This window comes from Syntrophales bacterium, from assembly GCA_023229765.1.
Taxonomy (GTDB): domain Bacteria; phylum Desulfobacterota; class Syntrophia; order Syntrophales; family UBA5619; genus DYTH01.
In genome coordinates, this window is the sequence record JALNYO010000035.1 from 23110 (window position 1) to 37565 (window position 14456).

Here is a 14456-nt window from a genome sequence, read left to right on the forward strand (position 1 = left end):
ATGATCGAATTGTCTAAGGATTTTTTATGGACATCCAGCCTTTCAAGAGAATTGTAAAGGAGAGAAGTGGGCTCCATTTCGAGGCGGAGAAGGAAGCGATGCTCGCCAACGGCATTCGCGCCAGGATGTCGCAGCGCCGAATGACGACGGACACCGAATATCTTGTCTGTATAGTGCAGGATGAAGACGAGTTCCGCTCCCTGGTCAATCTTCTCACCATCAATGAGACCTATTTCCTCAGGGAACCGGTCCACCTCGACCTTCTGGCGAACAGGCTGTTTTCGGCAATGCTTGCGGGAAGAAAACCCGGAGAGCCCGTCCGTATTTTCTGCGCCGGCTGCTCGACAGGGGAAGAACCCTATTCGGTCATGATCAAACTTTTGGAGAAATACGGCGACGGCATCAGAGGACTCATATCAATCATCGGTGCAGATATCGACAGTGATGCAATCGCCAGAGCGGAACAGGGGGTATACTCTGGTTTTTCCTTCCGGGACTTTCCGACGGCCCTGTGGAAGAAGTATTTTGAACCAACGGCGGATGGCCGCCATAGGATCAGGGATTTCGTGAGGGAAAAGGTTACATTCATGAAATTGAATCTCATGAGCGACCGATACCCGGATGTGCTGTGCGACAGCGACGTCATTTTTTACCGGAATGTGTCCATCTATTTCGAACCCGAAACGCAGCGGAGTATTTTTGACAAGCTGGCCAGGCTCCTGCGGGAAAAGGGATGGCTGTTCGTGAGCGCCACAGAGACGCTTTCGCACAATCACGGCGTCTTGCCCCTCATCGATCTGGACGGTGTATTTTGCTATCAGAAGAATGTCGACCTCTCCAACGGCGGCAGAATTAAACAGACGTCATTCGCACGTGAATCGTTCCCGGATGCAGAGATAAAGAAAGCGGTTAGACCTGCCGTTGTCGCCAGTCCTCAAGGTCTCCCGCATGTTAATCTGCCTACGAGAGCGGTGCAAACAACAAGGCCGGCGGGCAGCAAGATGTACGATAAGACGCGGACGGAGCTCACTTCTTTTGAAGATGCACTGGTCATGGCAAGAAACAAGAACTATCAAGAATCGCTCAGATGCATTGATGTGCTTTTGGCTCAGGATCCGTCTTTCGTCAAGGGGTATCTGTTTAAGGCAGAAATACTCATCATGATGGAACGACTTGATGAGGCCGAACTGGTCTGCCTGCGGAGCATTGAAATAGACCGGTGGAACAGGGAAGGGCATATCCTTATGGGACTGCTTGCCAAGCAGCGCAATGAAAGCGAAGCGGCTGTCAAGAGATTTCAAGAGGCCCTCTATATACAATCGTCATGCTGGCTGGGGCATTTCAATCTCGCGGAAGTTTACGTTGTCCGGCGAGAGTTTAAAAATGCCCTCCGTGAGTATGGGATTGCAATTAATTTACTGAACAAGGCCGATGGGGTAAATCATGGACTTAACTTCTTTCTTCTCGCTTTTTCAGCCGATCGGATCAAGCGCCTCTGTCAGCACAATATGCTGAACTTGAAACAGAAAAGCGCGTAGGAGCAAAAAGCTTTATGGCATTGGACATGGCGAAATTTATGGCGAGGTTTGTGGATGAGGCCCGCGATCATATCAATAAGCTTAACGATGGTCTGGTGCGTCTGGAGAAACACCCGGAAGATACAGAAACCATTAATGATGTCTTTCGCTCCGCCCACACGATCAAGGGATCGTCGCGGATGATGAAGCTGAATTCGATAACCGATGTGGCCCATAAGATGGAAGACGTGCTTGGGGCGCTGAGGGAAAAAAAGCTTTACCATTCGCGAGAACTCGCCAATGTCCTTTTCAAGGGGATAGACTGTATCACGGTCATGATCGACAAAGTCGCGGCGGGACAGAAGTTGGACGAGGATACAATCGTTCTCTGCGATGAGCTGACGAAGGCCGTGGATGGTCAGTTCGCCTCAGTTGGCGGCGCTATCCCTGTCAATTCCGTGGCAGCCACGGAACCCCTCCCGATTCCGACTGCCGAATTAAGCAAAGTGCAAGCGGTAGCCGAAGAAAAAACAGAAAAGCCTGAGGCAGCACCGCCAAAGCCCGAAGAAGTTTCGGTTGCAGACGCGCCGCTGTCCGATGCTATTCAGGCTGCGGCATTGAAAGAAAAAGGCCATAGGCCGTCCGAAAGCATCCGGGTCAATGCGGAGAAACTCGACGAACTGATCCGTCTCATGGGGGAGATTGTATCGCACCAGAACAGACTGAAACAGCGCTTATCGGACATAAGGGAAGCGGAAAGGACGGCCAGGCAAAATATGGACCTTTCGGCATGCCTCGAACAGGTTGACGCTTCTCACAATGGCAACTTAAGTGGAATCATCCAGTCCGGACGTTCCCTCTATTTAAGCCTCAAGCAACTTTCGTTGAGCATGCGTGATGACGCCAATATGCAGGAACTCTTGACCTCGGAATTGCAGGAAAAGGCGTTGATGCTCCGGATGGTGCCGCTTGCGACCGTGTTTGATACCTTCCCCCGGATGGTGCGGGACCTTTCGCAATCACAAGGGAAGTCTGTCGATCTTTTAATTGAAGGCGGGGATATAGGATTAGACAAGAAAATGATCGAAAAGATCGGAGACCCCCTCGTCCATATGCTCAGGAATGCCGTTGACCACGGAACGGAAAGCCGGGATGAGAGGCTGAAGGCAGGGAAAACGGAACAGGGAAGCATACGACTTTTTGCAAGCTATGACGCGGGGAGCGTGTTGATTGAGCTTAGTGACGATGGGAACGGCATTTCACTGGAGAAAATCAGGGAAAAGGCGCTGCGGAAAAAGATGTTCAGCGAAACGGAACTGAACGCCATGGCTGATGATGAAATCGTGGATCTGATATTCCAGCCGGGTTTCAGCACGAGTGCAATAATCACTGACATCTCAGGCCGAGGTGTCGGGATGGATGTGGCGAGAAAAAATATCGTCGAAGAATTGAAGGGTTCCATTAAGATTGAAACAATGGCAGGGCGGGGAACCCGTTTCTTGATCCGGGTTCCGATGACTCTGGCGGTAATGCGCGTGCTTTTGGTTGAAGCCGCCGGCGCAAAATTTGCTGTAAATACCCACTATGTGGATGAGATTATACGGGGTTCCGAAACAGAGATCATCAATGTACTGGACAGAAAGGCAATAAGGCTGCGGGAGGAGCTTATCCCGGTTGTGCACTTAGAGACCGTCCTCAATCTGGTCGGCAAAGGGAAGGAGGAGAATGGCAATTTGCTGGTCCTCGTCACGCGGGTTGGCAACGAAAAACTTGGGCTCATCGTGGATGCCCTGCTTGACGAGGAAGACATGGTTATCAAATCACTGCCTCCACATATGAAAAACATCCGCCTTGTGTCCGGGGTTACCATTACAGGCCGGAACGAGGTCATAAATATTTTACACGTTCCGGGGCTCATTATGGAAGCGGGTGAGACGAAGCGCGCACATTCACCGGCGAAAAAAGAGGCCGACGCCATACGCATTCTTGTCGTGGACGATTCTGCTAATACGCGCGAAATTGAAAAGAGCATTCTCGAGGCATATGGGTACGCTGTTGACCTTGCGGAAGATGGCATGGAAGCGATCGAGAAAGCGTTGGAGCAAAGGTACGACCTCGTCGTCACCGATGTGGAAATGCCGCGTCTTGACGGCTTCTCGCTTACGGAAAGGTTGAGGAAGGACGAGTCGTATAAGAATACGCCGGTAATCATCGTGACGTCAAGGGAGAAGGATGAGGATAAAAAAAGGGGTATCATGGTGGGCGCAAATGCGTATATCGTAAAAGGCGCTTTTGATCAGACGAACCTGCTGGAGACGGTTCAGAATCTGATTGGATGACAAGGAGGATTTCGAATACCATGGTTTCAGAAAAGACAAAAGTACTCGTTGTTGACGACGATTCTTTTATCCGGGATGTGCTGGCTGATATCCTCCAGACTGAAGATTATGCGGTCGATACCGCTGAAGATGGGGTGGAGGCCTTCGCAAAATGCACCGCAGACCCCGGCATAGGGCTCGTGATTTCAGATATGAACATGCCGCATATGGGTGGTATGGAGCTCTTGGGCAAACTTAGAGATAGAGGCGACGATGTGCCGGTTATCATCCTTACGGGCAATAATGAGATATCCGTGGCCATAAGCGCCCTCAACCGCGGAGCAAATGACTACCTGCTGAAGGATGAGAACATTCAGGAGACTGTTAGCATATCCGTTTCCATGGTGCTGGAAAAGCATGAGCTGAAGAAGCAGAACCTTAAGCTCATGGCGGACATTGCGTTGAAAAACGAACGTCTCGAAAAGGACAAGGTGCTTGCCCAAAACGTACAAAAAAACATCCTGCCCCACGGGTTGAGCTTTCCTGGCGTTGACGTGGGGACCTTTTACCAGCCTTCGGACAAGATCGGAGGGGATTTTTTCGATGCCTGGGATACAGACGCGGGCATTCATTTCATCATGGGGGACGTCTCTGGACACAGCACGTCTTCGGCGCTTATCATGGCTGTAAGCAAGGGGATATTCCGTTCGCTCGGCTACACGATGCGCGATCCCATCCAAATCCTCAAGACCGCTAACCGCATGTTCTGTGACATCTTGAAAGACAGTGGCATGTTCCTATCGCTGGTATATGCCGTGTTCGACCGGGACTTAGGCGAGCTCAGAATTGTATCAGCCGGCCATAATCCAGTCTTTATTGTGTCCAACGGATCTATCCTGACCATCGAGTCCACGGGGCCCGTTATGGGATGGGAAGTTAGTGACGCATGGACCGAGGCAAAATACCAATTCAGCCCTGGCGATATTTTTTTTCTTTATACCGATGGCGTGACGGAAGCGACAAACGAATCAGGAGAGGAATTTGGAGAGGCGCGGCTTCAGGATTTGCTCAAGGAACCGGCGGATCCCGCTAAAATTGTGGGAAGGATATTTGCCAAAGTGGCCGGTTTCAACAACGGCAAGTTTGCTGACGACCTCACGATGTTTGTTATAAAAAGGAAGTAAGAGGGTATAAAAATCAATATCCGGTTTATTCCCCCAAAACTGGTTTCTTGTTGGCTTTTTGCCTTCTGAAAAAAATGTTTGCCAAAGAAATGCTTTTGCAGTAGAAAAATAGCCATTGAAGCAAGGGGTGCCTGGATAAGGCTGAGATAATACCCGTTGAACCTGATCTGGGTAATGCCAGCGTAGGGAATTATAGGTTTTTCCTGTCGCGTTTTTGGCCGTATCCTTTATTAGGGTGCGGCTTTTTTAATTTTCATATGGATGAATCGAAAGACGTTGTGGAAACCGTAAAGAAAATATTTGTTGTCGCCGGCGGGGAGCTGGGCGGGCGCGAATTTTTCCGGCTTAAGCTTGCGGAAACAGCGCCGGAGGCGGTTATCTGCGCCGACGGAGGCGCCCGCCATCTCGAAGCGGTCGGGCGGATTCCCGATCTTGTGATTGGCGACATGGATTCCATAGACCCTGGAACCCTCCGCCGTTATGAAGAATTGGGATGCCGGATTGTGCGGCATGCGCGAAGCAAGGACGAAACGGATACGGAACTGGCTCTTCAGGAAGCCCTTAGGCTCGAACCTGCGGAGGTGTGGATATGGGGCGCGATGGGAAAAAGGCTCGACCATACGCTGGCGAATATTTTCCTTCTTTCCCGCGGGATGAAGCAGGCAGTTCTGGTCAAGTTGGTCGATCAGTGGTGCGAGGTTTTCATGATCGCTCGCAAGACGGTTATGGAAGGGGAAAAAGGCCAGACCGTTTCTCTCTTGCCCGTCACCCCCAAAGTAACCGGGGTTACGCTTAGCGGTTTTGAATATCCGTTAAAAAACAGTGAAATGGAGATGGGTTATCCTTACGGTGTCAGTAACCGGCTTATTGAAAACCGGGGAGTAATAGAGATCGGTTCGGGGCTGCTTTTGGCGATCAGGTATTTCCAGCCGGACGTTTTCCCGGAAGGAGAGGAAGGATGAGCGCGGAGCTTAATGTTCACAAACCCCCATGCCCGTGGGGCACAACGAAGCATGAAAATCCCCCCTTGCCCCCCTTTGGCAAAGGGGGGATGGGGGGATTTTCATATGAACCGAAGAGGGTATTGACGATCGCCGGTTCCGATTCCGGCGGCGGCGCTGGCATCCAGGCGGATTTAAAGACGATTACGGTGCTGGGGGGATTCGGAATGAGCGTTGTTACGGCCCTTACCGCTCAGAACACCCTGGGGGTTAGCGCCCTTCACGAAGTCCCGCCGGAATTTGTCGCCGCTCAGTTCGATGCGGTGGCGACCGATATCGGGATTGACGCGGCAAAAACCGGGATGTTGTCCACCTCCGGCATAATTAGAATTGTGGCTGCCAAAATACGGCAGTACGGGATAGAAAAACTCGTAGTCGATCCCGTTATGGTTGCCAAAGGGGGGGCGGCGTTGATCCGCGAAGAAGCGATGGCAACGCTCGTGGCTGAACTCCTGCCGCTTGCCCTGGTTCTTACCCCGAACATCCCGGAGGCGGAGGTTCTGGCCGGCATTAAAATAAATAATATCGAAAACATGAAGGAGGCTGCGCAGATTATCCGCACACTGGGGCCGAAATATGTGATTGTGAAGGGCGGACATCTGGACGGCGAGGCGACCGATCTGCTTTGCGACTCGGAAGGGTTCAGAATTTTCAGTTCCCCCCGCTTCGCCACACAGGACACCCACGGCACCGGCTGCACCTTCTCGGCAGCGATAGCAACATTTCTTGCCCAGGGAATGGATGTGCCGTCAGCGGCGGCAGGGGCAAAACGCTATATCTCCGAGGCGATTCGGCATGCCTGGCGGATAGGCAAGGGGCACGGACCGACCAACCATCTGGCGCCGCTTTTCGCAAATGGCGATGCGAAGCCGCCGGAGGATTGGAAAAGTCAGGAAAATGAGGTTAAGTCATGAAAGAGAAGGGCGGGTTGACAGGTGTGAGTCTGTTTTTTCTCTGGTTCGGGGCGGCTGTTTCCGTCGCCGAGATGCTGACGGGGGGATATCTTGCGGAACTGGGATGGAAGCGGGGCATTCTGGCGATACTGCTTGGCCACCTGGTCGGGACCGCGCTTTTGGCGCTGGCAGGTCTGATCGGTTTCCGGGAGCGGCTTCCGGCCATTGCCTCGACGCGGATCTCGTTCGGCAAACAGGGATCCTACCTGATTTCGGCAATTAATATCCTGCAGCTTGTCGGCTGGACGGCGATCATGATCATCGAGGGGGGGGCGGCGATGAGCAGCATTGCCGTTTCCCTCTATCATTTCGACCATCCGGTTGTCATGTCGTTCGCGATCGGCGCTCTGGTCGGGCTTTGGGTATTCTGGGGGGTCAGGGGATTCAAGGTGATCAACACCGTCGCGGCCTCGCTGCTGCTGGTTTTGACGATTGCGATGAGCGTGGTGATTTTCACCAGTCCGGCCGGGACGATGGGAGTGGCGACAGGGAAGGGGTCTTTCGGGATGGGTTTTGAGCTTTCAATCATCATGCCGCTTAGCTGGTTTCCCTTAATCTCCGATTATACGTCGCTGGCAAAGACCAAAAAGGGGGCGGTGACTGCCCCGTTTTTTGGCTATTTTATCGGGAGCTGCTGGATGTATTTCATCGGCTTGGCTGGAGCGCTGCTCTTTGGCTCGCCTGATCCGACGAAGATCATGCTGGCCGCGAACCTGGGGTTGACGGCCCTGGCGATCATCGGGCTTTCCACGGTGACGACGACCTTTCTTGACGTCTATTCCGCGGGAATATCGCTGCTCAATATCTTTCCCAAAATCAGCGACCGGGTTGCGGCGCTCCTTTTTGCCATAGTCGGCACGCTGGTTGCCCTGATCTTTCCGATGGCCCGTTATACCGATTTTCTGTATCTGCTGGGCTCTGTTTTTTCGCCGCTGATTGCGATACTGCTCGTAGATTACTTTGTCGTGAGACAGGACAACCGCAAGCTAAGGGCTGACGGCGCAGCCACGGCTTCCCTTGTTATTGGAATTTCCTTCTATTATCTGATAAAAGCAATCGATCTGCCGGTCGGGGCTACGCTTACTACCATTATTTTTACGGCCCTTATCCACTTTTTATTGAGAAAATGGCGGAAAGCGGCGGCTTAAATGGCGTCAAAGGCGTCTTTTAAGGTGAAACATCCCTGAGGGTAAACCATTAAATTGGGAGGGACGCGCTTCGTCGCGTCCGCAGCGGTTGCTGAAAAGAAAAAGCACTGTAAATCAATAATTTATGCACTCATTTTTCGATGAAAATATGGCCACTCCTGATTTTAAAGCTGCTGCCGACATTGTCCGCCGGCTGAAGGATGCCGGGCATGAAGCCTATTTTGTCGGCGGCTGTGTCCGGGATTTTATCCGGGGCAAGAATCCGGGCGACTACGATATTGCAACCTCTGCAAGACCCGAAGATGTGAGGAAAATATTTTCCAGAACGATCCCGGTGGGCGAGAACTTCGGCATCATCCTGGTAGTCGAAAAGGACAGAACGTACGAGGTGGCAACCTTCCGCACAGAGGAAGGCTATGATGACGGCCGCCGGCCCTCCCGCGTTTCCTTCGCTACCGTCCAGGAGGATGTGCTGCGGCGGGACTTCACGATCAACGGTCTGTTGATGAACCCGCAGACAGGCGAAATAAGCGATTATGTAAATGGCCGCCATGATATAGAAAGACAGCTTGTAAGCACGATCGGCGCTCCCGAGAGGCGTTTCGCCGAGGATCGTCTGCGGATGCTCCGGGCGATCCGCTTTGCGGCGAATCTCAATTTCCAGATAGATCCTGACACGTTTGCCGCCATATCGAGCAACGCAGCGGCCATCAAGTGCATCAGCGCCGAGCGGATCTCCGCTGAATTAACCGCCATCCTTGTCGGCGGCGGGGCGAGAAGGGGGATGGAACTCCTGAGCGATTCCGGACTCTTGAAAGAGATATTGCCGGAGGTTCAAGCTCTGCGCGGGGTATTGCAGCCCCCTGTTTTCCATCCGGAAGGGGACGTCTGGGAGCATACCCTGCGGATGCTTGCGCTTTTGCCGCGTCCGGACGGCAAGGCCGATTTGCGTCTTGCCTGGGGCGTTCTACTCCACGACGTGGGCAAGGCCGTTACCCGTTTCGAGGACGAGAGGGGCGTCCACTTTTATGGTCACGATGAACGGGGGGTGGAGGCAGCGCGGGGGATACTCGCAAGACTGCGCTTCTCTAATCAGGATGGGGAGACGATCCTCGCCCTTGTTCGGGAACACATGATGTTTATGAACGTCACCAAGATGCGGATGGCCCGGCTGAAACGCTTCCTGAGGATGCCCGATTTTGACCTGCATCTTGAACTCCACCGCCTCGACTGTCTGGGAAGCCACGGTATGCTCGGTTATTATGAATTCTGTCTGCAAAAAATGCAGGAGTATCCCGTGGAGGAACTCCGGCCGGCCCCGCTATTAACAGGTAAAGATTTGATAACAATGGGTTTTATTCCAGGCCCGGCGTTCAAGGAGATGCTCCTTACCGTCGAAGAGGCGCAGCTTGCCGGGGAGATTGTTGATGCCGGGGAGGCGCAGGAATTTGTACGCGAACGCTGGGGGAGCGGCAAAGCGCCCGGTTAAGCGGCTGGATATTGATTATGCCTGGAGCCAATTGCAAAAGTCCGAAATTGTCATTCCCGCGAAAGCGGGAAAGCGAAGCTTCGTGTTCACAAACCAGTCTTTATGTGAAAATCCCCCCATCCCCCCTTTGCCAAAGGGGGGATGGGGGGGATTTTCATGCTTCGTTGTGCCCCACGGGCATGGGGGTTTTTAGGAATTTCTGGTCTTTCGCCCTCGCGGGTGTAATAGCATTTTTTGAGTTTTGCAATTGCCTGCTTGATTATCTGCTTTCATTTTTTATGAGAGCGCGTTCGGGTGCAAAAGGGGCGATTCTTTGCGCTCTGGCAATTGTGTGCGTGGTGACATTTGCCGGTTGCGGCGCTCCATCCCTCCGTCACGTCCCTGAGCAGCCCCAGAGAGCCATTGAAAAAAAAGAGCTGCCGCGCCTGGGATACACGATTCAGGCAGGGGCCTTCGCCAGTGCCGAAAACGCCGCGGCCTTTACCAGTCGGCTTAAGGATAGCGGACTCGATTCAACCTATTTTGTCGCCCGCGAGGGTCTCTATAAGGTTCGTTTCGGCAATTTTGCGACGAAAAAGGGGGCCCGCGACCGTGCTGAGCAACTAAGACAAAAAGGGGTAATAGAAGAGTTCTACATAGTAAGCCCCGAGCAATACGCTGTTTTCCAGCGGGATAAGCGGGGCGACGGCTATTTCCGGGAAGAACTGGCCAGAACCGCCCGGAGCTTTCTGGGGGTTCGCTATCTCTGGGGCGGTGAATCAGTGGAGACCGGTTTCGATTGCAGCGGGCTGACGATGACCGTTTATCAACTCAATGGCATTGTTTTGCCGCGCAACTCCCGCCAGCAGTTTGCGGCAGGAAATTCCGTGGAAATTTCCTCGCTGCAAAAGGGAGATCTGATTTTTTTCGCCGGGGTGGGAAGCAAGGTATCGCATGTCGGCATCTATATAGGGAATGACCAGTTCATTCACGCCCCGGGAAGGGGAAAGAAAATAAGGATCGATACCCTGGAAGGGGATTATTTCCGCCGTACCCTCGTCGGTGCTAAATCGTACCTGTGAAGAACCCCCAACGGTAAGAAGCAATTTATTTATAAATTTCCTCTATCCCGTCCAGATGAAAACCGGTGTAGAATACCATTTCATAGGGCTTTTTGAGAAGCTTCATAGCCCCCCTGATCACCTTAAAATGCTCCGACTTCAAGTGGGTCATTAGATTTTCGTGCGTATCCCACTCTTCAAGAAGAAAGAGACTATTTTCATTTTCGATACTCTGGCCGAAGTCGCAACGCTGACATCCCTTTTCCAGCCTGATGGACCCGGACAGTGAAGCAATTGTCTGCAAGAGCTCCATGCGCTTCGTGGAAGAAACCTCCACCCTTATTATTAAGAGAATCACGAGAATTATTCCTCCTTTATCAAGTAATCTCTGTGCGAATTATAAACCTGTCAGTAGAAGCCGATATAGACCGAAACATGCCCGCGGAGATCACCGGCTTCCTTGCTCCCGCCGCCGTCCAGGACGCGCGCCAGGTCGAAGCGTATGTTGAAGTTCCTCTGGATATTCCAGCGGAAACCCGCGCCAACGCTGGAGATCGAAATCTGTTGTCTTTCTTCGCCGGCTAACGGATTGTTGGCAGCCCAGGCGATGTCATAGAACAGCAAACCACGCAGGTTACCCTCGCCGGGGATCAGTTTGCCCACCAGGTTTGGCGAATAGAGTTCGAGGTTGGCGAAACAGCCGGTATCGCGGGCAATTTCGCGCTCCAGGAAGCCGCGGACGGCGGTCGAGCCGGCAATGCCGAATTGCTCGCCGGATACGAGGGCATCCGGGGTGTACTGTGCGTTGAAAGCGGCGCGGACTTGCCAGTTGCTCTCAAAGGCGTTCACCATGCTGGTGCCAAAGCGAAGGATCGTGTAACGGGAAGGCGCCCCATCCCCGCCATTCGGACTCGGACGCGCCGCGTTGAAATCACTTTCCTGCCCATTAGCCGCCCCAGGAACATTGTGCGATAAGGCAACGTAAAAGTCGGATATCCGCCCGGGTTTTGCCCAATTGCCACTGTATGCCAAGCTGATGGGCCTCACGGTGACATCCACTGCGGCAGACCCACAGCCAGCCGCGTCGAAATTACCGAGTGCGCATTCGTTCTCGTAGGCACGATAATCGAGACCGTAAACGATCCGGTGCGAATACTCGCCTCGCCGCGCCAGTAACTGGTTATAGCGCAAGCCGTAAACAGTGCCCTTGCCGGAGAAAGTGAGCGGTCCTGCGACGGTCTGTGTGGTGCCGGCACTGACATCCGAGTAGGCGGCAATGAAATCCATTGAAGCGCCCCACGAATACAATGGCAGGCGATAGCTCCCGCTGTAGAGGCTGACCTGGTCCCACTTTCCCGGTGAGGTGACGTAGTTGAGCGTGGCAACGTGGTCGCGGTTGAACAGGTTGGCATGCTGCACGCCGACGCCGAGCCGAAAGTCGCCCGTCTGTGGATTGCCTGTATTGTCGAAGGTCAGGAAGGCCTTGAGCGGCCGTACGTCGATGACGTCGATGGCGGCATCCACCACGCCCTGTTTCTCGCCGGGGCGCAACACTACGTCCACCTGCTTGGCCGGATTCTCGTTGGCAAGCTGCGAGTTCGCTGAAATATCCCCTGCCCTGGGCGAAACTTCCTCCCTGAGCGCCGGAAGGCTAGAGCGGATGTTCGAATCATCAAAAAAGCGGTTGCCTCCGATGGTGACCTTGCCGATCCGCGCTTCAATGACCCGCAGCGTGACTACACCCCGGTCAAGGTCCTGCTCGGGTGCGACCACCCATACCACGCTGAAACCTCGGGTGCGATAGCGCTGCCTGAGAGCTTCGATCGCGCGCTGCACGTCGCCATACTCGCGCTGTTTGCCGGTAAAGGGCTTGAGCACCGCTTCGATCTCATCGGACTTGAGCAGCGTATTGCCCTCGATCTGGAAACGATCAATATCGAAACGCTCGGCCTGTGTCTGCGCAAAGGAAAGCGCCGATATCAGCAGCAGCACCACCGCAAGCCCCATACAGCGAATCATTGACGGCATGTCGTCCCCTCTCCTGAAACCCGGAAAATCATGCGCAAAAGCTCATTTTCCATCGACTTTCTTTTTATCGACTTTCTCGCGTTGCTCCGGGAATGACCAGGTTTCACAATACCCTCCCCCGGAAACAGAATCGCAACTATTCAAACCTCGGCTTGAGCGTGAGTTCAAATCGTTCGTCCCCCTCATCACGTCGAATCCAGGGTCAGCGTTGTTGTAATTTAGAGAGATATGCCAGAAGTTACCCGGACGATGGAAGTAATCGTTATTAATTATTCCAGTAAAAATGATCTGCCCCGCGTTGAAACCCAAAATTGGCTCTGCAGCAGCACCAGTGATGATGAGATTGTTGGGCGTAAAGCCAAGGATGTAGTTGCTGTTGGCCGCAAGGCTGCCCTGGGTGATGGCGTATGGCCCGCCCAACGCACTCTCGCCGGGAACGCGCGTGAGCGCGCCTGAGAGTACGGAATCTGCCGTGTCGGCGATTCCGAGTGCCGGGTTATTTACCGGCCCCGTGGCGCCAAAGGTAAGGACCGGGTCGGCAGCGCCGAAGAGCTTGCTCTGAGGATTCGCGGCAACATTAAGAGGCGCCGGCGTGATAGCGAGAGTACTGCCGGTAAAGCTGCTCAGGGTGTAATTGCTGTTGTTGGCAGCCAAAGTGCCCTGGGTGATGGCATACGGCCCGCCCAGAACGGTCTCGCCGCTGCCGCGCATGAGCGCACCCGAGAGCACTGAATCTACCGTGTCGGCGATGCCGAGTGCCGGGTTGTTCACGAGCCCCGTGGTGCCAAAGGTCAACGCCGGATCGCTCGTGCCGTAGGTCTTGCTCTGGGCGTCAGCGGCAACAGTAAGGGGCGCCGGCGTGATGGTGAGATTGTTGCCGGTAAAGCTGCTCAGGGTGTAATTGCTGTTAGTGGCAGTCAAAGTGCCCTTGCTGATGGCGTATGGCCCGCCCGGAACGGTTTCGCCGCCGACACGCGTGAGCTCCCCCGAAAGCACTGTACCGGCGGTATCGACGATGCCGAGTGCCGGGTTGTTCACCAGCCCCGTGATGCCGAAGGTCAACACCGGATCGCTTGTACCGTAGGTCTTGCTCTGGGCGTCAGCGGCCACCAGCAAAACCACCGGGGTCACACCCAGGATGCCATCGACATAATTGATGGTGTAGTTCATCGAGCTCTGACCGGATGGAATGATGGCGTAATCGCCCACATTGGAGGCCGCCACCGCCGGGGTGGCCAACGCCAGCGCACCGGTCAGGGCGGCAGTAGTCTCCCCGTTCTGGAAGCCGGTGTAGGTGGCGCTGAATGCCGGGTTCGCATCGCCGTACAGCCGGGTCGCGCTGTTCGCCGCAATGCCCAGCGGTGCGGGGGTCACACCCAGGGCGCCGTCGACATAGCTGATGGTGTAGTTGCCGGCGTTGAAGGTGCCGCCGGTGGCGGCGCTGGCCGTAATGTCATAAGGACTGTCGGCCACGCCGGCCGTCGCCACTGCGCCCAGACTTGCCAGGCTCACGCTGCCGACCGTCTCTCCGTTCTTCAGCCCGTTGCTGCTGAACTCGCTCCCGGTGAAACTCACCGCGCTGCCGTAGGTCTTGCTGGCGCTGTTCGCCGCGATACCAAGCGGCGCAGGGGTCACACCCAGGGCGCCGTCGACATAGCTGATGGTGTAGTTGCCGGCGGTGAAGGTGCCGCCGGTGGCGGCGCTGGCCGTGATATCGTACGGGCTGCCTGCCACTCCGGCATCCGCCGCCGCGCCCAAACTGGCCAGGTTCACGCTGC

General features: G+C 54.3%; 11 protein-coding genes and 1 riboswitch. Of the genes, 8 read left to right on the forward strand and 3 right to left on the reverse strand.

The window, feature by feature from the left end:
* The first annotated feature begins 26 nt into the window (after positions 1-26).
* The 8 genes from M0P74_14600 (at position 27) to M0P74_14635 (ending at position 10671) form a co-directional block, all read left to right on the forward strand.
* Positions 27-1538 (forward strand): hypothetical protein, encoded by a 1512-nt coding sequence (locus M0P74_14600; GenBank protein MCK9364814.1) that lies wholly within the window; start codon positions 27-29, stop codon positions 1536-1538.
* 14 nt (positions 1539-1552) lie between these two features.
* Positions 1553-3856 carry a hybrid sensor histidine kinase/response regulator gene (locus M0P74_14605; GenBank protein ID MCK9364815.1) on the forward strand — a complete coding sequence of 768 codons (2304 nt, stop codon included), beginning with the start codon at positions 1553-1555 and terminating at the stop codon, positions 3854-3856.
* A gap of 20 nt (positions 3857-3876) precedes the next feature.
* Entirely contained in the window at positions 3877-5019 is a 1143-nt protein-coding gene (locus M0P74_14610) for a SpoIIE family protein phosphatase (GenBank protein MCK9364816.1), read from the forward strand.
* Between the two features lie 113 nt (positions 5020-5132).
* Positions 5133-5225, forward strand: a riboswitch (TPP riboswitch).
* A 72-nt stretch (positions 5226-5297) separates the two neighbouring features.
* Positions 5298-5981 (forward strand): thiamine diphosphokinase, encoded by a 684-nt coding sequence (locus tag M0P74_14615; protein ID MCK9364817.1) that lies wholly within the window; start codon positions 5298-5300, stop codon positions 5979-5981.
* Complete coding sequence (gene thiD / locus M0P74_14620; protein ID MCK9364818.1) at positions 5978-6934, forward strand: bifunctional hydroxymethylpyrimidine kinase/phosphomethylpyrimidine kinase; 957 nt, start codon at positions 5978-5980, stop codon at positions 6932-6934. The genes M0P74_14615 and thiD overlap by 4 nt, the downstream gene beginning before the upstream one ends.
* The gene (gene cytX / locus M0P74_14625; GenBank protein MCK9364819.1) at positions 6931-8121 is read left to right on the forward strand and encodes a putative hydroxymethylpyrimidine transporter CytX; all 1191 of its coding nucleotides are present in this window, start codon (positions 6931-6933) and stop codon (positions 8119-8121) included. Before thiD ends, cytX begins: the two co-directional genes overlap by 4 nt.
* Before the next feature lie 148 nt (positions 8122-8269).
* Positions 8270-9610 carry an HD domain-containing protein gene (locus M0P74_14630; GenBank protein MCK9364820.1) on the forward strand — a complete coding sequence of 447 codons (1341 nt, stop codon included), beginning with the start codon at positions 8270-8272 and terminating at the stop codon, positions 9608-9610.
* 278 nt (positions 9611-9888) lie between these two features.
* Positions 9889-10671 (forward strand): NlpC/P60 family protein, encoded by a 783-nt coding sequence (locus tag M0P74_14635; protein MCK9364821.1) that lies wholly within the window; start codon positions 9889-9891, stop codon positions 10669-10671.
* 25 nt (positions 10672-10696) lie between these two features.
* Here M0P74_14635 and M0P74_14640 read toward each other — a convergent pair whose 3' ends face one another.
* The 3 genes from M0P74_14640 to M0P74_14650 form a co-directional block, all read right to left on the reverse strand.
* Positions 10697-11008: an antibiotic biosynthesis monooxygenase gene (locus tag M0P74_14640; protein ID MCK9364822.1), complete on the reverse strand. Its 312-nt coding sequence runs from the start codon at positions 11006-11008 to the stop codon at positions 10697-10699.
* A gap of 50 nt (positions 11009-11058) precedes the next feature.
* Positions 11059-12678, reverse strand: a complete 1620-nt coding sequence (locus M0P74_14645; GenBank protein MCK9364823.1) for a hypothetical protein — start codon at positions 12676-12678, stop codon at positions 11059-11061.
* A 42-nt stretch (positions 12679-12720) separates the two neighbouring features.
* Positions 12721-14456 (reverse strand): hypothetical protein (locus tag M0P74_14650; GenBank protein ID MCK9364824.1); only part of this gene is annotated, 1736 nt, incomplete at its 5' end.